The sequence below is a fragment of the Burkholderia sp. Bp9031 genome (genome assembly GCF_003857965.1).
GTDB lineage: Bacteria > Pseudomonadota > Gammaproteobacteria > Burkholderiales > Burkholderiaceae > Burkholderia > Burkholderia ambifaria_A.
Genome location: NZ_QTPW01000035.1, coordinates 48,984 through 67,630 on the forward strand (window position 1 = coordinate 48,984; position 18,647 = coordinate 67,630).

General features: G+C 70.4%; 16 protein-coding genes. 7 read left to right on the plus strand and 9 right to left on the minus strand.

Translation table 11 applies throughout. The annotated features are described in order from the left end of the window. The first annotated feature begins 8 nt into the window (after positions 1-8). The 5 genes from iolC (at position 9) to DIE15_RS31295 (ending at position 6,312) form a co-directional block, all read left to right on the plus strand. Positions 9-1,967 (plus strand): bifunctional 5-dehydro-2-deoxygluconokinase/5-dehydro-2-deoxyphosphogluconate aldolase, encoded by a 1,959-nt coding sequence (gene iolC, locus DIE15_RS31275; protein ID WP_124835165.1) that lies wholly within the window; start codon positions 9-11, stop codon positions 1,965-1,967. Positions 1,968-2,013: 46 nt separating this feature from the next. Further along, positions 2,014-3,897 (plus strand): 3D-(3,5/4)-trihydroxycyclohexane-1,2-dione acylhydrolase (decyclizing), encoded by a 1,884-nt coding sequence (iolD, locus tag DIE15_RS31280; protein WP_124835166.1) that lies wholly within the window; start codon positions 2,014-2,016, stop codon positions 3,895-3,897. Positions 3,898-3,951: 54 nt separating this feature from the next. Next, positions 3,952-4,881 (plus strand): myo-inosose-2 dehydratase, encoded by a 930-nt coding sequence (gene iolE / locus DIE15_RS31285; RefSeq protein ID WP_124835167.1) that lies wholly within the window; start codon positions 3,952-3,954, stop codon positions 4,879-4,881. A gap of 31 nt (positions 4,882-4,912) precedes the next feature. Next, on the plus strand, positions 4,913-5,731 hold the full coding sequence (gene iolB, locus DIE15_RS31290) for a 5-deoxy-glucuronate isomerase (RefSeq protein ID WP_124835168.1): 819 nt from the start codon (positions 4,913-4,915) through the stop codon (positions 5,729-5,731). Between the two features lie 86 nt (positions 5,732-5,817). Continuing rightward, entirely contained in the window at positions 5,818-6,312 is a 495-nt protein-coding gene (locus DIE15_RS31295) for a heme-degrading domain-containing protein (RefSeq protein ID WP_057924249.1), read from the plus strand. Between the two features lie 22 nt (positions 6,313-6,334). Here the strand turns inward: DIE15_RS31295 and DIE15_RS31300 are convergent, their stop codons facing one another. From DIE15_RS31300 to DIE15_RS31335, 8 genes are all read right to left on the minus strand, one after another. Further along, positions 6,335-7,081, minus strand: a complete 747-nt coding sequence (locus DIE15_RS31300) for a glucose 1-dehydrogenase (protein ID WP_124835170.1) — start codon at positions 7,079-7,081, stop codon at positions 6,335-6,337. A gap of 162 nt (positions 7,082-7,243) precedes the next feature. Further along, complete coding sequence (locus tag DIE15_RS31305) at positions 7,244-7,948, minus strand: ABC transporter ATP-binding protein (RefSeq protein ID WP_124835172.1); 705 nt, start codon at positions 7,946-7,948, stop codon at positions 7,244-7,246. Beyond that, complete coding sequence (locus tag DIE15_RS31310) at positions 7,945-8,694, minus strand: ABC transporter ATP-binding protein (protein ID WP_124835174.1); 750 nt, start codon at positions 8,692-8,694, stop codon at positions 7,945-7,947. Before DIE15_RS31310 ends, DIE15_RS31305 begins: the two co-directional genes overlap by 4 nt. After that, positions 8,691-9,917, minus strand: a complete 1,227-nt coding sequence (locus DIE15_RS31315) for a branched-chain amino acid ABC transporter permease (protein WP_124835176.1) — start codon at positions 9,915-9,917, stop codon at positions 8,691-8,693. Before DIE15_RS31315 ends, DIE15_RS31310 begins: the two co-directional genes overlap by 4 nt. After that, positions 9,910-10,848, minus strand: a complete 939-nt coding sequence (locus DIE15_RS31320) for a branched-chain amino acid ABC transporter permease (protein ID WP_124835178.1) — start codon at positions 10,846-10,848, stop codon at positions 9,910-9,912. The genes DIE15_RS31315 and DIE15_RS31320 overlap by 8 nt, the downstream gene beginning before the upstream one ends. Positions 10,849-10,861: 13 nt before the next feature. Further along, positions 10,862-11,299, minus strand: coding sequence for a thioesterase family protein (locus DIE15_RS31325; protein WP_124835180.1), 438 nt, complete (start codon positions 11,297-11,299; stop codon positions 10,862-10,864). Positions 11,300-11,429: 130 nt separating this feature from the next. After that, positions 11,430-11,966, minus strand: a complete 537-nt coding sequence (locus DIE15_RS31330) for an NUDIX domain-containing protein (RefSeq protein ID WP_006756026.1) — start codon at positions 11,964-11,966, stop codon at positions 11,430-11,432. 119 nt (positions 11,967-12,085) lie between these two features. Next, positions 12,086-13,327 carry a YbfB/YjiJ family MFS transporter gene (locus DIE15_RS31335; RefSeq protein WP_124835182.1) on the minus strand — a complete coding sequence of 414 codons (1,242 nt, stop codon included), beginning with the start codon at positions 13,325-13,327 and terminating at the stop codon, positions 12,086-12,088. 124 nt (positions 13,328-13,451) lie between these two features. Here DIE15_RS31335 and DIE15_RS31340 point away from each other — a divergent pair, with 124 nt between their 5' ends. Next, positions 13,452-14,366, plus strand: a complete 915-nt coding sequence (locus tag DIE15_RS31340; protein WP_057924241.1) for a LysR family transcriptional regulator — start codon at positions 13,452-13,454, stop codon at positions 14,364-14,366. A 149-nt stretch (positions 14,367-14,515) separates the two neighbouring features. Here DIE15_RS31340 and alaS read toward each other — a convergent pair whose 3' ends face one another. Beyond that, the gene (alaS, locus tag DIE15_RS31345) at positions 14,516-17,140 is read right to left on the minus strand and encodes an alanine--tRNA ligase (RefSeq protein WP_057924240.1); all 2,625 of its coding nucleotides are present in this window, start codon (positions 17,138-17,140) and stop codon (positions 14,516-14,518) included. A gap of 250 nt (positions 17,141-17,390) precedes the next feature. On the opposite strand from alaS, the gene DIE15_RS31355 reads away from it, so the two are divergent. Further along, entirely contained in the window at positions 17,391-18,611 is a 1,221-nt protein-coding gene (locus DIE15_RS31355; protein ID WP_124835184.1) for a CaiB/BaiF CoA-transferase family protein, read from the plus strand. The last annotated feature ends 36 nt before the right edge of the window (positions 18,612-18,647 follow it).

The following is an 18,647-nucleotide window of genomic DNA, read 5'->3' on the forward strand; positions in this document are numbered from 1 at the left end:
TACGTGATATGAGCCCGTTGAACTTTCCGACTGACCGCCCCATCGATCTCGCCTGCCTCGGCCGCGTCGCCGTGGATCTTTACGCGCAGCAGTACGGCAGCCGCCTGGAGGACGCACGCAGCTTCCAGATGTATCTCGGCGGCTCGTCGGGCAACGTCGCGTTCGGCGTCGCCCGGCTCGGGCTGAAAACCGCGATGATCTCGCGCGTCGGCGACGAGCAGATGGGCCGCTTCGTGCGCGAGACGCTCGAGCGCGAAGGCTGCGACACGAGCCAGCTGCAGACCGATCCGGAACGGCTGACCGCGCTGGTGCTGCTCGGGCTGAAGGATCGCGACACGTTCCCGCTGCTGTTCGTGCGCGAGAACTGCGCGGACATGGCCGTGCGCGCCGACGAGATCCGCGAGGACTTCATCGCCGGCTGCCGCGCGCTCGCGATCACCGGCACCCATCTTTCGACACCCGGCACCCGCGAAGCGTCGCTGACGGCATTGGCGTATGCGCGCCGCCACGGCGTCGTGCGGATCCTCGACATCGACTACCGGCCCGTGCTGTGGGGGCTGACCGCGCGCGGCGCCGGCGAGAACCGCTATGTGCCGGATGCGCACGTCACGCGGCAGTTGCAGCAGGTGCTCGGCGAATTCGACCTGCTGGTCGGCACCGAAGAGGAGTTCCTGATCGCGGGCGGCGTGCCGCACGACCTGATCGCATCGCTGCAGGCCGTGCGCCGCGCGAGCAGCGCGGTGCTGGTGGTCAAGCGCGGCGCGCTCGGCTGCTGCGTGATCGAGGGCGACATCCCCGCCCGCATCGACGATGCACCGACCTTCCACGGCGAACGCGTCGACGTGCTGAACGTGCTCGGCGCGGGCGACGCGTTCCTGTCGGGCCTGCTGTCCGGGCTGCTACGCGGGCGCGACTGGGCCGAATCGACGCGCATCGCGAATGCGTGCGGCGCGATCGTCGTGTCGCGCCACGCGTGCTCGGCCGCGATGCCGACGCCCGCCGAACTCGCGCACTGGTTCGGCGGCAGCCGCAACCCGCAGGTGGACGCCGATCGCACGCTGGCACACCTGCATCGCGTGACGGTGCCGCGTCGCGCATGGGACGACCTGTGCGTGATGGCGTTCGACCATCGCAGCCAGTTCTACGAACTCGCGGTGCAGGCCGGCGCGGACGAAGCGCGGATCAAGACGTTGAAGCGCCTGCTCGTGCGCGCGGCCGAACAGGTCGAGCGCGATCGTCATATCGAAGGTCATGTCGGCGTGCTGATCGACGGCGGCGCATACGGCAGCGACGCGCTCGCATCGGCCACCGGCCGCGGCTGGTGGGTCGGCCGCCCGGTCGAGCTGCCCGGCTCGCGGCCGCTGTGCTTCGACGACACGCGCTCGGTCGGCTCGTCGCTCACGCACTGGCCGACCGAACAGGTCGTGAAGTGCCTGGTCCACTACCACCCGGACGACGACGTCGACCTGCGCGTCGCGCAGGAGCAGCGCGTGCTGGAGCTGTGGGAAGCCACGCGCGCGAGCGGCAACGAACTGCTGCTGGAAATCATTCCGCCGCGCGCGGTCACGCCAGCCGGCACCGAGGACGACGCGGTGCTGCGTACGGTCGCGCGCTTCTACAACCTCGGCGTGATGCCCGAGTGGTGGAAGCTCGCGCCGATGAGCGCCGACGGCTGGGCGCGGCTCGAGGCGCTCGTGGCCGAGCGCGACCGCCATTGCCGCGGCGCGGTGATCCTCGGGCTGAACCAGCCGCTGCAATACCTCGTCGACAGCTTCCGCTCGGCGACCAACCCGATCGTCAAGGGCTTCATGGTCGGGCGCACGCTGTGGGCCGACGCGTCGCTGCACTGGCTTGCCGGCCGGATCGACGACCAGGCGCTGATCGACGAAGTGGCCGGCAATTTCGCGCAGCTGGTCGACGCGTGGCTCGGCCGCCGTGCCGCCGCGCGCGCCGCCGCAGCCGCCTGATGCCGATGCCCGTGATGACCACCCGACTCTTCATGATCGACAAACGATGACCACCACCGTGAGACTGACCGTCAGCCAGGCGCTCGTGCGCTACCTGGCCGCCCTGCGCGCCGAAGTCGTCCAGCCGGACGGCCGCACCGAGATCCTGCCGTACTGCGGCGGCGTGTTCGCGATCTTCGGCCACGGCAACGTCGCCGGGCTCGGCGAGGCGCTGCACGCCGAGAAGGACCGTCTGCCGACGCTGCGCGCGCATAACGAGCAAGGGATGGCGAATGCGGCCGTCGCGTTCGCGAAAGCGAATTTCCGCCAGCGGATGATGGCCGCGACGTCGAGCATCGGCCCCGGCGCGACCAACATGCTGACCTCCGCCGCGCTCGCGCACGTCGGCCGGCTGCCGCTGTTGCTGCTGCCCGGCGACGTGTTCGTATCGCGGCTGCCCGACCCGGTGCTGCAGCAGGTCGAGGATTTCGAGCAGGGCGACGTCAGCGCGAACGACTGCTTCCGGCCGGTGACGCGCTACTTCGACCGGATCACGTCGCCCGAGCAGTTGCTCGTCGCGCTGCCGCGCGCGATCCAGGTGATGACCGATCCCGCCCAGTGCGGGCCCGTGTGTCTCGCGCTGCCGCAGGACGTGCAGACCTTCGCATACGACTGGCCCGAGGATTTCTTCGCGCCGCCGGTGATCCGGATGCGCCGGCCGCCGGCCGACGCGCTCGAGCTCGCGGAAGCGCTCGACGTGCTGAAGGCTGCGAAGAAACCGCTGATCGTCGCCGGCGGCGGCGTGCTGTACAGCCAGGCGTGGGACGCGCTGCGCGCGTTCGCGGATACGCACGGCGTGCCGGTCACCGAATCGCAGGCCGGCAAGGGCAGCCTCGCGTGGGACCACCCGCTGAACCTCGGCTCGATCGGCGTGACGGGCTCGCCCGCCGCGAACCGTGCGGCCGCGCAGGCCGACGTGGTGCTCGCGGTCGGCACGCGCCTGCAGGACTTCACGACCGGCTCGCACGCGCTGTTCGGCCATGCGACGCTGCTGAGCCTGAACGTGCAGCCGTTCGACGCGGGCAAGAAGCGCGGCCGGCAATTGATCGCCGATGCGCGCACGGGGCTCGGCCAGTTGTCGGCCGCGCTCGCGGGCTGGCAAGCGGAGGCGGCGTGGACCGCCGCAAACCGCGACCAGGCCGCCGCGTGGCATGCGCGCGTGACCGAACTGACCACCCGCGTGCCGAAGGACACGCTGCCGTACGACGCGGAAGTGATCGGCGCGGTGCGCGACTCCGCGGCCGACGCGGGGCGCGACAGCGCGCGCGACGATCTCGTCGTGTGCGCGGCCGGCACGCTGCCGGCGGAGCTGCACAAGCTGTGGCGCAGCGGCATGCCGGGCAACTATCACATGGACTATGCGTACTCGTGCATGGGCTACGAGGTCGCGGGCGGCCTCGGCGCGAAACTCGCGCGGCCCGAGCGCGAAGTGATCGTGATCGTCGGCGACGGCTCGTACATGATGCTCAACGCGGAGCTCGCGACGTCCGTGATGCTCGGCCGCAAGATCATCGTCGTGATCCTCGACAACCGCGGCTACGGCTGCATCGAGCGGCTGCAACTGAATTGCGGCGGCGCGAGCTTCAACAACATGCTCGACGACTGCGTGCCCGAAGGCGGCGAACGCTCGACGATCGACTTCGCGATGCATGCGCGCGCGATGGGCGCCGAAGCCGTGCACGTGCGCGACGTGGGCGAATTGCGCCGCGAAATGAAGCGTGCGCGCGCGGCGAAGACGAGCCAGGTGCTCGTGATCGACACGACGCACGCGCGCACGACCGCGGACGGCGGCGCATGGTGGGAAGTCGCGGTGCCGCAGGTGTCCGCGCGCGCCGGCGTCGAACGCGCGCACCAGACGTATCTCGACGAGAAAACCCGGCAGCGGCGCTGATTCGTTTCCCTGCCCCGCCCCGCGAAAACAACATTCGAACCAAGGAAGCACGTCATGAGCTGGAACGTTCGCATCGGTATCAATCCCCTGTCGTGGATGAACGACGACCTGCCGTCGCTCGGCGGCGAGACGCCGCTCGAGACGGCGCTGAAGGAAGGCGCCGAGATCGGCTATGCGGGCTTCGAGCTCGGCAACAAGTTCCCGAAGACCGGCCCCGAGCTGAAGGCGAAGCTCGCCGAGTTCGGGCTCGTGTGCGTGTCGGGCTGGTATTCGGGCTTCCTCGCGGAAGTCGCGCCGGGCATGAGCGATGCCGACGCGCTCGCCGCCGAGATCGAGCGCTGCCGCGCGCACATGACGAAGCTGCAGATCAACGACGTGAAGGTCGTGGTGTACGGCGAATGCGCGGGCACGATCCAGGGCAGCATCGACACGCCGGTCGCGAAGCGGCCGCGCTTCGTCGACGATGAATCCTGGCGGCGCTACGCGGCACGCCTCGACGCATTCGGCGCACACCTGCTCGAGGCCTACGGGATCAAGCTCGCCTACCATCACCACATGGGCGCGTACGTCGAATCGCCGGACGACGTCGACCGCCTGATGGCGCTGACCGATCCCGCGAAGGTATTCCTGCTGTTCGACACGGGCCATGCGTACTTCGGCGGCGCGGCCGATCCGGTCGCACTGCTGAAGAAGCACGTGGCACGCGTCGTGCACGTGCATTGCAAGGACGTGCGCCCGCAGGTCGTCACGCAGGCGCGCAACGGCGGCTGGAGCTTCCTGAACGGCGTGATCAACGGCACCTTCACGGTGCCGGGCGACGGTGCGCTCGATTACGAAGCGACGCTGCGCACGCTGAAGGACGCCGGCTACGAAGGCTGGCTCGTCGTCGAGGCCGAGCAGGACCCGGCCGTCGCGCCGAGCTATCAGTATGCGAAGAAGGGCTACGAGTCGCTGCGCGCGATCGTCGACCGATTGAGCGCGTGAGCCCTGTCATCTCATCGAGGACCCTCACCCCATGACGATTTCTCCCCTGCTGGTCAAGGCATCCGCCGACCGCGAAATCTGCAACGTGACGCCCGAGTCGGCCGGCTGGAAACACGTCGGCTTTCGCGCGCTGCGCCTGAAGGCCGGCGACACCGAAACGCTCGACACCGGCGCGCGCGAACTGTGCGTCGTCGTGCTCACCGGCACGCTGCGTGCCGTAGTCGACGGCGAAACCTACGACGCGCTCGGCAAGCGCGACAGCGTGTTCGAGGAAGTATCGCCGGACGCGCTGTATGTGCCGGGCGGCGAGACCGTCACGCTGGTCGCGACGCGCGACGCGGAAGTCGCGCTGTGCACCGCGCCTTACGCGAGCGGCGACAAGCGCGTGCAGCGCCTCGACGGCGAACGGATGCGCCGCGCGGTGCGCGGACAAGGCACCAACACGCGCTACGTGTGCGACATCTTGATGGGCGACAACTCGGCTGCCGACCGGTTGCTCGTCGTCGAAGTGATCACGCCCGCGAGCCATTCGAGCAGCTATCCGCCGCACAAGCACGATCGCGATGCGGCGCCCGACGAAACGTCGCTCGAGGAAACCTATTACCACCGGATCGATCCGCCGCAGGGCTTCGCGTTCCAGCGCGTGTACACGGACGATCGCAGCCTCGACGAAGCGTGCGCGGTCGAGAACCACGACGTCGTGATGGTGCCGCGCGGCTACCACCCGGTCGTCGCGCCGCACGGCTACAACCTGTATTACCTGAACGTGATGGCCGGGCCGAGCCGCGCGTGGGCGTTCAAGAACGATCCCGCGCACGAATGGATGCTCGACGCGGCGCCCAAGCGCTGACGGTTTGATGCGCTGAACGATCGACGGCCGGCGCGCGACGCAGCACGCGCGCGCACGAGCCGGACTTGCGACGACACGGAGCCGCCATGGCAATCCCCTTCCCGCGCTTCGCACCCACGCCCTTCCGCGACCCAGCGTCGGCGCCGATGCTGCCGCGCTTCGATGCCGACGTCGCGCGCCGGCTCGGCGACATCGCGGTCAATCTCGCATCGCGCCGCGGGCTGCCGATCGCGGTCGGCATCGCCGGTGAAACCGCACCGCTGTTCTATTGCGCGCTCGACGGCAGCCGCGCGGACGACAGCGACGCGATCCGCCGCCGGCAGAACACGGTGTTCCGTTTCGGCGCCAGCTCGCTCGAGGTCGGCGCGCGCTTTCGCCGCGCCGGATGGTCGTTGCAGTCGCAGGGATTGTCGGACGCCGACTATGCGCTCGACGGCGGCGGCGTGCCGTTGCGGCTTGCCGGCGGCGGGATCGTCGGCGCGATGACGATCGCAGGGCTCGACGACGAGCGCGACCACGCGCTCGTCGTCGAGAGCCTGCGCTGGCATGTGGGCGCGAACGCGCTCGCGATGATCGCGTAGCGGCGCGCGCCGACTCGCCCGGTCAGTGCAGCCCGCCGCTCGCGACGAGGCGCTCGCCGGTCATCCAGCGTGCATCGTCCGACGCGAGGAACACGGCGACCGACGCGATGTCGTCCGGCTCGCCGAGGCGGCCGAGCGGCGTCTCGCTGCGCACCTGCCGGTCGAGGTCCGAGCCGATGATGCCCGCGCTGTGCGTGCCTTCGGTCACGATCATCCCCGGGTTGATCGCGTTCACGCGAATCTTGCGCGGGCCGAGCTCGAGCGCGAGCACGCCCGTGATCGCGTCGACGGCGCCCTTGGTGCCGCTGTACACGGCACTCGCGGGCGGCGTGATGCTCGTCACCACCGAGCTGATGTTGATGATGCTCGCGCCTTCGCCGAGATGCTTGACGGCCGCCTGCGTCGTCAGCAGCACGCCGAACACGTTCGTATCGAACTGTCGGCGATAGTGCTCTTCGGTGATCGCTTCGATCGGCGCGAATTCGTAGACGCCGGAATTGTTGACCAGCACGTCGAGCCGGCCATAGGTCTCGATCGCGGTATCGACGATGCGCTGCGCGTCCGCTGCCTTCGACACGTCGCCGCCGACCGCGACCGCGCGGCCGCCCGCTTCGACGATCGCGCTCACGACGGCGTCGGCGCCGGCCTTGCTGCTCGCATAGTTGACGACGACCGACGCGCCCTCGGCGGCCAGCGCCTTCGCGATCGCGGCGCCGATCCCCTTGGAACCGCCCGTGACGATCGCTACCTTGCCTGCCAGCTTGCTCATGATTGGATTCCTCAGTTGGATGACTTTCGATGGATGGATGCCGGTGGCACGTTTCGCGGCATACCGACCTTGCTGGCAATCTTCGCGGTTCGCGCGACGGCGATAAAGCGGCTCGCCACGAATTGACTGGCGGGGTTTGCCGAACAATCGGCGCGCGGGCGATCAGCCGGCGCTCAGCCATGCGCGGGCAACGTCGCCTCCGACCCCTTCAAGCGCGCCGTCGTAGACGATCCGCCCGCGCCCCATCACCGCGACGCGCTGCGCGAGCCGCGGCGCGAGCTGCAGCCGCTGTTCGATCAGCAGGATCGCGACGCCGTCGGCCTGCAGCGCGGCGAGACAGGCGCCGACCTCGTCGACCGCGAGCGGCGCGAGCCCTTCGGCCGGTTCGTCGACGATCAGCACGCGCGGCCGGCCGGCGAGCGCGCGCACCAGCGCGAGCACCTGCTGTTCGCCGCCGGACAGCCGCCCGGCCTTCACGTCCGCCCGCGCGGCCAGCAGCGGAAAACGCTCGAGCAGCCGCTCGAGCGCCACGCGTTCGGCCGCGCCGCGCGCACCGCGCAGCCCGAGCCGCAGGTTGTCGCGCACGCTCAACAGCGGAAACACGTCGCGGCTTTCGGCGACGTAGGCAACGCCGCGTCGCGCGATCTCGAACGTGCGGGCGCCCGCGCATTCGATTTCGGCGATGCGCACCGAGCCCGCGGTACGCACGAGCCCCATCACGGCCTTCGCGAGCGTCGAGCGGCCCGAGCCGTTGCGGCCGAGCAGCGCGAGCGTCTCGCTCCGCGCGAGCGCGAGCTCGACGCCGTCGAGCACGGGCTGCATCCCGTACCACGCGCGCAGGCCGCGAATGTCGAGCAGCGCGCTCATGCGCCGTCGCCGAGATAGGCGGCGCGCACGGCCGGGTCCGCGCGGATCGCGTCGGGCGCACCGGTCGCGACCACCGCGCCGCGCACCAGCACCGTGACGCGCTCGGCGAAGCCGAACACCGCATCCATGTCGTGCTCGATCATCAGCACCGTGCGGCCCTGCGTCGTCGCGCGGATCAGCGCGATCATCCGCGCGGCCTGGTCGCGGTTCATGCCGGCCGTCGGTTCGTCGAGCAGCAGCGTGCGCGCGCCGCTCGCGAGCGCGATGCCGAGATCGAGCGCGCGCTGTTCCGCGTAGCCGAGTTCGCCGGCCGGCGCGTCGCGCCGCGCATCGAGGCCGATGTCGTGCAGCACGCGCGCGGCCGCGCGATCGACCGACGCCGATTCGCGCAGCCGGTTCCACCAGCGCCGCCGCTCGTCCGGCGCATGCAGCGCCGCGCAGCGCAGGTTGTCGAACACGGAGAGCCGCGCGAACGCACTCGTCTGCTGGAAACTGCGGCCGATGCCGAGCCGGCTCGCGACGACCGGCCCGCGCCCGCGCAACTCGACGCCGTGCAGCACGACGCGTCCGCGCGTCGGCCGCGTCGCGCCGGCAATCACGCCGAACAGCGTCGACTTGCCCGCGCCGTTCGGCCCGATCAGCGCGTGACGCTCGCCGGCCGACACGTTCAGCTCGATACCGTCGAGCACGGTCTGCGCGCCGAAGCGCTGCACGATCCCGTGGAGCGCGATCGCGTTGCCGTTCATCGCTCGCCCTCCCGCTTGCCATGCCCGTGGTTCATCAGCCGCGCGCGCCAGCCCCACAGCAGCGTGCCGATGCCGGCCGCCGAGCACGCGACGACCCAGCCGGCCGGCGCATCGGCATCGATGCCCCACGCGCCGAATGCAGTGCCGGCGCCGTCGTCCTGCGCGAAGCGCCACGCATAGCCGAGCTCGGCCGCGCAGACGATCGCGACGCCCCAGAACACGCAGGCGCCGACACCGCACAGCACGCGCCAGCGCTCGGCGGCCGGCGCGTCGCGGCGCAACGCATGCACGAACGTCTGTGCGACGCCCGCGATCCCGCCGGGCGCCGCGACGACGACCGCGACGAACAGCACGCCGAGATACAGCGCCCATGCACGCGACACGCCCGCGACGACCACGCTCAGCGCGGTCAGCACCACGGCACCGGCCGCCGGCCCGAAGAACGTGCCGGTACCACCGATCACCGCGGCGATCAGCACGGTCGCCGAGCGCGCCATCGACAGGCTGTCGGGCGTCGCGATCTCGACGTCGATCAGCGTCAGCGTGCCGGCGATACCCGCGAAGAACGACGCGCAGGTGACAATCGCGAGCCGCACGCGGCGCGGCTCGGTGCCGAGCGCCGCCACGCGCGCGGGGTTGTCGCGCACCGCGTTCGCGAGCCGCGCGAGCGGCGTGCGCGTCAGCGCGCGCATCGCCAGCGCCGACACGATGCACCACGCGGCGATCACCGCGTAGGCCTGCGCCGGCGCGCCGAACTGCCAGCCGCCCCATGGCGTGCCGCTCGCGCGGTCGATCGGCACGCCGCCGAGACCGCCGAACCACGCGGGCACGCTCCACGCGGCGGCCGCGACGCATTCGGCGAGACCGAGCGTGATCATCGCGAACACGGTGCCCGCGCGGCGTGTCGCGAGCAGCCCGGCGATGAACCCGAAGCCGGCGCCGGCCACGCCGCCGACGAGCGGCAGCAGCGGCAGCGGACCGCCGACACGATTGAACCAGTGCGCGGCGGCGAAGGCGCCGAGGCCCGCGAACGCGGCATGACCGAATGACAGCAGCCCCGTCGTGCCGAGCTGCAGGTTGTACGACAGCGCGAGCACGACGAGCGCGGCCGTCTGCGCGAGATAGCCGAGCACCGCGCCATGCGGCCACAGCCACGCGGGCAGCGCGACGCACGCGGCGAACAGCACCCAGCGCAGCGCGCCGGCCCGCGCGCGGCTATCCATCGACACGCTCGCCGAACAAGCCGCGCGGACGGGCGACCAGCACCGCGACGAGCAGCAGGTACGGAACCAGCGGGGCGAGCTGCGCGATCGATACGGCCGCGACGCTGTCGGGCAGCGCGACGCCCGCCCGTTGCGCGAGGTCGCGCAGCGACGTGTCGCTGGACGCCGCGAAGGTCTGCGCGAAGCCGACCGCGAGCGACGCGACGAACGCACCGCCGAGCGAACCGAGCCCGCCGATCACGACCACCGCGAACACCACCGACCCGACCGTCTCGGCCAGCGCCGGTTCGATCACCGCGAGCGGCGCGCCGATCACGCCGGCCAGCGCCGCGAGCGCGGTGCCCGCGCCGAACAGGCCCGTCATCACGCGCGGTACGTCGTAGCCGAGCGCCTCGACGGCCGCGCGGTGCGTGAGCGCGGCGCGCACGACGAGCCCGATGCGCGACACGCGCAGCAGCGCGCCGAGCGCAACCAGCATCGCCGTGGACATCGTCATCATGAAGAGCCGGTAGCGCGGCAGCGCGAGGCCGAACGCGGTCACCGGCGCGCCGTCGAACAGCGGCGGCACCGGGGCCGGCAGCGGCGTGAGGCCCCACAGGAGTTTCGCGCCCTCGCCGATCAGGTAGGCGAGGCCGAAGGTCAGCAGCAGTTCGCTCGTATGGCCGCCGCGCGCCTGCACGCGGCGCAGCAGCCAGCGCTCGCAGCCGGCGCCCAGCAGCCCGACGGCGAGCGGCGCGAGCACCAGCGCGGGCCAGAAACCCGCACCGGCCGCGATGCTGTAGCCGACGTACGCGCCGAGCATGTAGAAGCTCGCATGCGCGAAGTTGAGCACGCCCTGCACGCTGAAGATCAGCGTCAGGCCGGCCGACAGCATGAACAGCAGCAACCCGTAGCTGAGGCCGTTGAACGCCTGGAGCGCGAACGCGTGCACCGCCGTGCGCCTGTCAGCCGGCGAGCGGTTCGAGCGCCGCGCGCAGCGCGTCCGGCAGCGGCACCGGGCGGCGCGTGCCGCGATCGACGTACACGTGCACGAAATGCCCCTGCGCCGCCGGCGAGAGCTCCCCTGCCGCGAACAGCCCGATCTCGTAGCGCACGCTCGACGTACCGAGCTTCGCGACGCGCAGCCCCGCGTCGACCGACTGCGGAAACACGAGCGGCGCGAAGTAGTTGCATTGCGTCTCGACCACGAGCCCAATCGTCTGCCCGTGCTCGACGTCGAGCACGCCCGCGCGGATCAGGTATTCGTTCACGACGGTGTCGAAGTAGCTGTAATAGACGACGTTGTTCACGTGTCCGTAGACGTCGTTGTCCATCCAGCGGGTCGTGATCGGCAGGAAGTGGCGATAGGCGTCGCGCGGACGCGGCTGCGGCTTGTCGGACATGGCGATGGCGGTCAGGACGAGTGGGACGCCGCGCGGCGGCCGCGCGGAACGGCATGCCGGGAAACGGCGCGGTGCCGCGACGCGAGCGTGCGCGGCGCGACGGATGAAATACCGGGAGCGGCGCGGGCCGTCACTGCCCCGCTCGATCGACGAATTCGAAATCGAGGCCGCGCGCGCGCATCCAGTCGGCCAGCGCGTAGCCGGTGCCGGCCCGCCACGGGCGCAGCCGCGGCGGATCGACGAGCCGGTATTCGAGCAGTTCCGGCGACAGCGCGACGGTGCCCGATGCGCGCACGTGGTACGCGATGATCAGCTCGTTCTTGCGGATGAATTCATAGACGCCGACGAGCGTGACCTGCTCGGCCTTCAGCGCGGTTTCCTCGAACACCTCGCGCGCGATGCCGTCCTCGGGCGTCTCGCCGTTCTCGAGGAAGCCGGTGATCAGCGCGAACATCCCTTCCGGCCAGGCCGCGTTGCGCGCGAGCAGGATCTTGCCGTCGAGTTCGACGATCGCGGCCACCACCGGCAGCGGGTTGTTCCAGTGCACGTAGCCGCACGCGTCGTCCGGGCAGGCACGGCGGACGCGGCCGCCCTCGTGTTCGGGATCGGCGCGCTCGGTCAGCGGGCTCGCGCAGCGCGGGCAAAAACGGTAGTCGGCGGTGGTCATCGATGGGGATCTGGCGGACGCCGGCGGCGGCCCGCAAGCCGCCTCGCGCCCGCTCGGCGCGGGAAAGGCTTCATTCTAGCGAGTTTGCCCGCGCCGCAGACGATCCGGCCCCGATCGCGTCAGGGTCGCGCGCGCCCGCGCGCGGCGGTCGCCGCGAAGCCGGCGGCCCCGACGAGCAATGCGCCCGCCGCGACCCACAGCGCCGGCGAGAACGACCCGAAACGCGCGGTCAGCGGCGCGGCGACGAGCGGACCGAGAATCTGCCCGACCCCGTACGACGCGGTCGCATAGCCCATCAGCCCGGCCGCGCGCTCGCCGTGCAGCCGCCGCGCCTCGCGCATCGCGAACAGCGTGATCGCGGTGAACGGCAGGCCGAGCAGCGCGCTGCCGACCGAGAAGCCGGCCGCGTTCGGCCACACGATGCCCGCCGCGATCCCGAGCGCCTGCGTCGCGCAGCCGGCGGCGAGCAGCAGCCGGTTGTCCCAGCGGGCGGGCAGCCGCGCGGCGGCGAGCGCGCCGACGATCAGCGCCGCGCCGAACATCGGCCAGAACAGGTCCGGCCACGGCGAACCGGCCGGCAGCGCGGCGCGCGCGATCACCGGCAGGAACGTCGCGGTGATGATGTAGCCGAAGCCCGGCATCCCGTACAGCAGGACGAGCCATGCGGCGTCGGCCCGATGGCGCCGCGCGTCGTGCGGTGCCGCGGCCGTTGCCGCCTGCCGGGCGGGCGCGGCCGGCGACGCAACTGCCGCCTGCGGCGCGCTGCCGAACGTGCGCCAGATCGCGACCGACAGCACCGCCGACAACGCCGCGAAGCCGAGCCAGCCAGGCGCCGCGCGATGGCCGGCCAGCGCGCTGCCGATCAGCCCCGTCAGCACGATGCCGACGCCTGGCCCCGCGTAGATCACCCCGCTCCATTCGGGCGCGTGCAGCTCGGCGAGCCGCCGCAGCCCCCATTGCGACACGAACACGAACGTCCATGCGCTGACGACGCCCGCGACGAAGCGCACCACGAGCCACACGGAGAGCAGATGGCCAACGCCCATCGCGGCGGTCAGCAGCACGGTGGCGACGAGCCCGAAGCGCACCATCCGCGCGGGCGCCACGCGCACCGCCGCGCAACTGACCGCGCCGATGAAATAGCCCGCGTAGTTCGCCGACGCGAGCCAGCTGCCGGCCTTCAGGCCGATCGAGCCGTCGGCGAGCATCAGCGGCAGCAGCGGCGTGAATGCGAAGCGGCCGACGCCGAGCGCGACCGCAAGCCCGATCATGCAGGCGAGCGCGGCCGCGCGGGCGCGGCGGTCGGCGTCATCGGACAAGTGCGCGCCGGCAACGGCGCTCGGAGCATCGGAACGGGACATGGCAGCGTGGGCCGTGCGCGATACGCGCCGGCCGGAACAGGAATCGGAATGCCGGTATCGTAGCTTGACCAAACGTTCTCGAAAAATGAATAATCAAGATTCCACATATCTCCCGGAGAGAATCATGGATCTGGCGGCGCTGGCGATTTTCCGGGCCGTCGTGCGCGAGAACGGCGTGACGCGCGCGGCAGCGAAGCTCCATCGCGTGCAGTCGAACGTGACGACGCGCATCAAGCAGCTCGAGGAGGAGCTCGGCGCCGCGCTGTTCGTGCGCGACGGCCGCCGGCTCGTGCTGACACCGGCCGGGCACACGCTGCTGCCGTACGCGGAGCGGCTGCTCGCGCTTGCCGACGAGGCACGCGACGCGGTGCGCGAGGATACGCCGCGCGGGCGGCTGCGGCTCGGCACGATGGAAAGCACGGCCGCGAGCCGGCTGCCGACCGTGCTCGCGCGCTATCACCATGCGTGGCCCGACGTGTCGCTGGAACTCGTGACGGGTACGACCGGCTGGCTGATCGACAAGGTACGCGACTTCGAGATCGACGCGGCGCTGTTCGCGCGTCCGCCCGCGCCGGACACGCTGCCCGACACGTTCGAGATGGTGCCGATCTTCCGCGAGGACCTGGTGCTGCTGACGCCGCGCGGCCATCCGCCGGTGCGCACGCCGCGCGACGTGATCCTGCCGACGCTGATCGCGTTCGAGCGCGGCTGCACGTACCGGAAGTACGTCGAGCAATGGTATGCGGCACACGGGATGAAACCCGCGCGCGTGCTCGAACTCGGCTCGTATCACGCGATCGTCGCGTGCGTCGCGGCCGGCGCGGGCATCGCGGTCGCGCCGCGCTCGGTGCTCGACCTGCAGCCCGAGACCGGCAACGTCACGGCCCACACGATCGCCGAGCTCGAAGGGATCGATACGGTGCTCGCGTGGCGGCAGGGCTACGCGTCGGCGGCGCTGGCGGCGCTGCGCGATGCGTTGGGCGACGCTGCGCGGGAGACGGTAGATGCGGTGAAATCGCGCGTGGCGACGCCGGTTTGAGGCGGATGGGTGGGCCCGTTCCCAGTACTCGGAACCCGCTCCAATCGCACGTAAACACAAAACGACCCGACCGGCACATCTGCCGATCGGGTCGTTTTTTCGTGAGATGCGATCCGGTCAACGAAACCGCATCGCCTCAGCCGTGACGATCAAAGACGCTCTTCGACCCAGCCCTTCACGCCCGCGAGCGCGCCCGGCAGGTTCGCCGGTTCCGTGCCGCCTGCCTGCGCCATGTCCGGACGGCCGCCGCCCTTGCCGCCGACCTGCTGCGCGACGAAGTTCACGAGCTCGCCGGCCTTGACCTTCTTGCTCGCATCCGGCGTGACGCCCGCGATCAGGCTGACCTTGCCGCCTTCGATGGCCGCCAGCACGATCGCCGCGCTCTTCAGCTTGTCCTTCAGCTTGTCGACCGTCTCGCGCAGCGTCTTCGCGTCCGCGCCGTCGAGCGTCGCCGCCAGCACGTACACGCCGCCGACTTCGATGGCCTGCTGCGCGAGCTCGTCGCCCTGGCTCGATGCGAGCTTCGACTTCAGCGCGCCCAGTTCCTTCTCGAGCGACTTCACCTGGTCCTGCACCTGCGCGATGCGCTGGGTGAGCTCCGACGGCTGCGCCTTCAGCGCGGCAGCCGCTTCGTTTACGCGCGCGTCGAGTTCCTGCACGTAGCGCACCGCGTTGTCGCCGGTGATCGCCTCGACGCGGCGGATGCCGGCCGCGACGCCGCCTTCGACGACGATCTTGAACAAGCCGATGTCGCCGGTGCGATGCACGTGCGTCCCGCCGCACAGTTCGCGCGAGAAGCCGAGGTCGAGCACGCGCACTTCGTCGCCATACTTCTCGCCGAACAGCGCCATCGCGCCGCCCTTCACCGCTTCGTCGTACGGCATCACGCGCACGATACCCGGCGCGTTCGCGAGGACTTCGTCGTTGACGATCTGCTCGACGCGACGGATTTCGTCGTCGGTCAGCGGAGCGTTGTGCGCGAAGTCGAAGCGGGTTTTCTCCGCATCGACGAGCGAACCCTTCTGCTGCACGTGCGCGCCGAGCACTTCACGCAGCGCCTTGTGCATCAGGTGGGTGGCCGAGTGGTTGCGCTGCGTGCGTGCGCGGCGGCGCGCGTCGATTTCCGCGCGCAGCACGTCGCCGATCTTCAGCGTGCCCTGCTCCAGCGTGCCGTGGTGGCCGATCACGTCGGCCTGCACCTTCAGCGTGTCGGCCACCGCGAAGCGCGTCGCGGCGTTCGCGAGCACGCCCTGGTCGCCGACCTGGCCGCCCGATTCCGCATAGAACGGCGTGTGGTCGAGCACGACGACCGCATCCTGGCCGACCTTCACTTCGTTGACCGACGAACCGTCGACGTACAGCGCGACGACCTTCGCGTCGTCGAACGCGATTTCCTCGTAACCGTGGAAGGTGGTCTTCGCACCCGTGTAGTCAAGGCCCTGTGCAGCCTTGAACTTGCCGGCCGCGCGCGCCTGCTCGCGCTGGCGCGCCATCGCGTCGTCGAACGCCGGCTCGTCGACCGTCATCCCGCGCTCGCGGCACACGTCGGCCGTGAGGTCGAGCGGGAAGCCGTAGGTGTCGTGCAGCTTGAACGCGAGTTCGCCGTCGAGCACCTTGCCGCCCTTCGCCTCGACGTCGGCGAGCGCGGCCTCGAGGATCGACATCCCGTGCTCGATCGTCTCGAAGAAGCGCTCTTCTTCCTGGCGCAGCACGTCGGTCACGCGCTGCTCGGCTTCCTTCAGCTCCGGATAGGCTGCGCCCATCTCGGCGACGAGATCGGCCACCAGCTTGTGAAAGAACGAGCCCTTGCGGCCGAGCTTGTAGCCGTGGCGGATCGCGCGGCGCACGATGCGGCGCAGCACGTAGCCGCGGCCTTCGTTGCCGGGAATCACGCCGTCGACGATCAGGAACGAGCACGCGCGGATGTGATCGGCGATCACCTTCAGCGAGTTGTTGGTGAGGTCGCTGATCTCGGTCACGCGCGCGGCGGCCTTGATCAGGTTCTGGAACAGGTCGATCTCGTAGTTGCTGTGCACGTGCTGCAGCACCGCGGCGAGGCGCTCGAGGCCCATGCCGGTGTCGACCGACTGCTTCGGCAGGCGCGTCATGTTGCCCTGCGCATCGCGGTTGAACTGCATGAACACGAGGTTCCAGATCTCGATGTAGCGGTCGCCGTCTTCTTCAGGCGATCCCGGCGGGCCGCCCCATACGTCCGGGCCGTGGTCGTAGAAGATTTCGGTGCACGGGCCGCACGGGCCGGTGTCGCCCATCGTCCAGAAGTTGTCCGACGCGTAGCGCGCGCCCTTGTTGTCGCCGATCCGGATGATCCGCTCGGCCGGCACGCCGACTTCCTTCGCCCAGATGTCGTACGCTTCGTCGTCTTCCTGGTAGACGGTGACCCACAGCTTTTCCTTCGGCAGCTGGTAGACCGTGGTCAGCAGCTCCCACGCGAAGCGGATCGCGTCGTGCTTGAAGTAGTCGCCGAACGAGAAGTTGCCGAGCATCTCGAAGAACGTGTGGTGGCGCGCCGTGTAGCCGACGTTCTCGAGGTCGTTGTGCTTGCCGCCCGCGCGCACGCTGCGCTGCGCCGTGGTGGCGCGCGAGTACGGACGCGGGTCCGTGCCGAGGAACACGTCCTTGAACTGGACCATGCCCGAGTTCGTGAACATCAGCGTGGGGTCGTTACCGGGCACGAGGCTCGACGAGCGGACGATCGTGTGGCCCTTCGATTCGAAGAATTTGAGGAATTTCTCGCGGATTTCGGCAGCTTTCATGGCGTGCGGGGAATGTCTGGCTGAGACGGCTTCAAACGCCGGCCGTCCTCGCGGACGCACGGCGGGCAAATATCGTAAACGGTCGATTATACGATACAGACCGGCTAAAGACCGGCCGCCCGGACGGCAGCGGCCCGCCGCGCCGGACGACCGGCCTGGGCCACCCGCGCGGCCGATTCGCCTTAAGATGCTCGGCATGCCAATCCGCCTTGCTCCGGCCGGGCGAGCCACAAAAGGAGACGATTCGACGATGGGTGCCCTGAGCCATATCCGCGTGCTGGACCTCACCCGCGTGCTCGCGGGCCCGTGGTGCGCGCAGACGCTTGCCGATTTCGGCGCGGACGTGATCAAGGTCGAGCGCCCCGGCGCCGGCGACGACACGCGCCACTGGGGGCCGCCGTACCTGAAGGACGCGACCGGCGCCGATACGGCCGAGGCCGCGTACTACCTCGCGGCGAACCGCAACAAGCGCTCGGTGACGGTCGACATCGCGACGCCAGAAGGCCAGCAGATCGTGCGCGAGCTCGCCGCGCAGAGCGACGTCGTGCTCGAGAACTACAAGGTCGGGCAGCTGAAGAAATACGGGCTCGACTACGAATCGCTGCGCGCGGTGAAGCCCGACCTCGTCTACTGCTCGGTCACGGGTTTCGGCCAGACGGGCCCGTACGCGCATCGCGCGGGCTACGACTTCATCGTCCAGGGCATCGGCGGCTTCATGAGCATCACCGGCGAGCGCGACAGCGAGCCGGGCGGCGGCCCGCAGAAGGCCGGCGTCGCGATCGCCGATCTCGCGACGGGCCTCTATTCGACGATCGCCGTGCTCGCCGCGCTCGCGCACCGCGATCGCACGGGCGAAGGTCAGTACATCGACATGGCGCTGCTCGACGTGCAGGTCGCGCTGCTCGCGAACATGAACACCAACTTCCTCGCGAGCGGCAAGCCGCCGGTGCGCTGGGGCAACGCGCATCCGAACATCGTGCCGTATCAGACGTTCCAGACGAGCGACGGCTGGATCATCGTCGCGGTCGGCAACGACGGGCAGTTCCGCAAGTTCGTCGAGGCCGGCGGCCGGCCCGAGCTGGCCGACGACGCACGGTTCGCGACGAATCCGTCGCGCGTGCGCCATCGCGACACGTTGGTGCCGATCCTCGTGGAGATGGTGAAGACACGCGGCAAGGCCGACTGGATCGGCGCGCTGGAAGCGGCCGGCGTGCCGTGCGGGCCGATCAACGAACTCGACGAAGTGTTCGACAACGAGCAGGTGGTCGCGCGCGGGATGCAGGTGTCGCTGCCGCACCCGTGCGGCGCGGACGTGAAGCTCGTGCGCAATCCGATCCGGATGAGCGCGACGCCGCCCGATGCGCGCACCGCCCCGCCGCTGCTCGGCGCGCAGACGGAAGACGTGCTGCGCGACATGCTCGGCTACGACGATGCGCGCATCGCGGCGCTGAAGGCGAAACAGGCGATCTGAGCGCACCGGCACGGCAGCCGCGCGGCGCCGTTAGGG

Bases quoted from the DNA above. Each gene is read 5' to 3' on its own strand.
- DIE15_RS31340 (WP_057924241.1), top strand. From the start codon at position 13,452: ATGGATCTGGCGGCGCTGGCGATTTTCCGGGCCGTCGTGCGCGAGAAC.
- DIE15_RS31325 (WP_124835180.1), bottom strand. From the start codon at position 11,299: ATGTCCGACAAGCCGCAGCCGCGTCCGCGCGACGCCTATCGCCACTTC.
- alaS (WP_057924240.1), bottom strand. From the start codon at position 17,140: ATGAAAGCTGCCGAAATCCGCGAGAAATTCCTCAAATTCTTCGAATCG.
- iolB (WP_124835168.1), top strand. From the start codon at position 4,913: ATGACGATTTCTCCCCTGCTGGTCAAGGCATCCGCCGACCGCGAAATC.
- DIE15_RS31330 (WP_006756026.1), bottom strand. From the start codon at position 11,966: ATGACCACCGCCGACTACCGTTTTTGCCCGCGCTGCGCGAGCCCGCTG.
- DIE15_RS31355 (WP_124835184.1), top strand. From the start codon at position 17,391: ATGGGTGCCCTGAGCCATATCCGCGTGCTGGACCTCACCCGCGTGCTC.
- DIE15_RS31305 (WP_124835172.1), bottom strand. From the start codon at position 7,948: ATGAGCGCGCTGCTCGACATTCGCGGCCTGCGCGCGTGGTACGGGATG.
- DIE15_RS31295 (WP_057924249.1), top strand. From the start codon at position 5,818: ATGGCAATCCCCTTCCCGCGCTTCGCACCCACGCCCTTCCGCGACCCA.
- DIE15_RS31315 (WP_124835176.1), bottom strand. From the start codon at position 9,917: ATGGATAGCCGCGCGCGGGCCGGCGCGCTGCGCTGGGTGCTGTTCGCC.
- DIE15_RS31310 (WP_124835174.1), bottom strand. From the start codon at position 8,694: ATGAACGGCAACGCGATCGCGCTCCACGGGATCGTGCAGCGCTTCGGC.
- iolD (WP_124835166.1), top strand. From the start codon at position 2,014: ATGACCACCACCGTGAGACTGACCGTCAGCCAGGCGCTCGTGCGCTAC.
- DIE15_RS31300 (WP_124835170.1), bottom strand. From the start codon at position 7,081: ATGAGCAAGCTGGCAGGCAAGGTAGCGATCGTCACGGGCGGTTCCAAG.
- iolE (WP_124835167.1), top strand. From the start codon at position 3,952: ATGAGCTGGAACGTTCGCATCGGTATCAATCCCCTGTCGTGGATGAAC.
- iolC (WP_124835165.1), top strand. From the start codon at position 9: ATGAGCCCGTTGAACTTTCCGACTGACCGCCCCATCGATCTCGCCTGC.
- DIE15_RS31335 (WP_124835182.1), bottom strand. From the start codon at position 13,327: ATGTCCCGTTCCGATGCTCCGAGCGCCGTTGCCGGCGCGCACTTGTCC.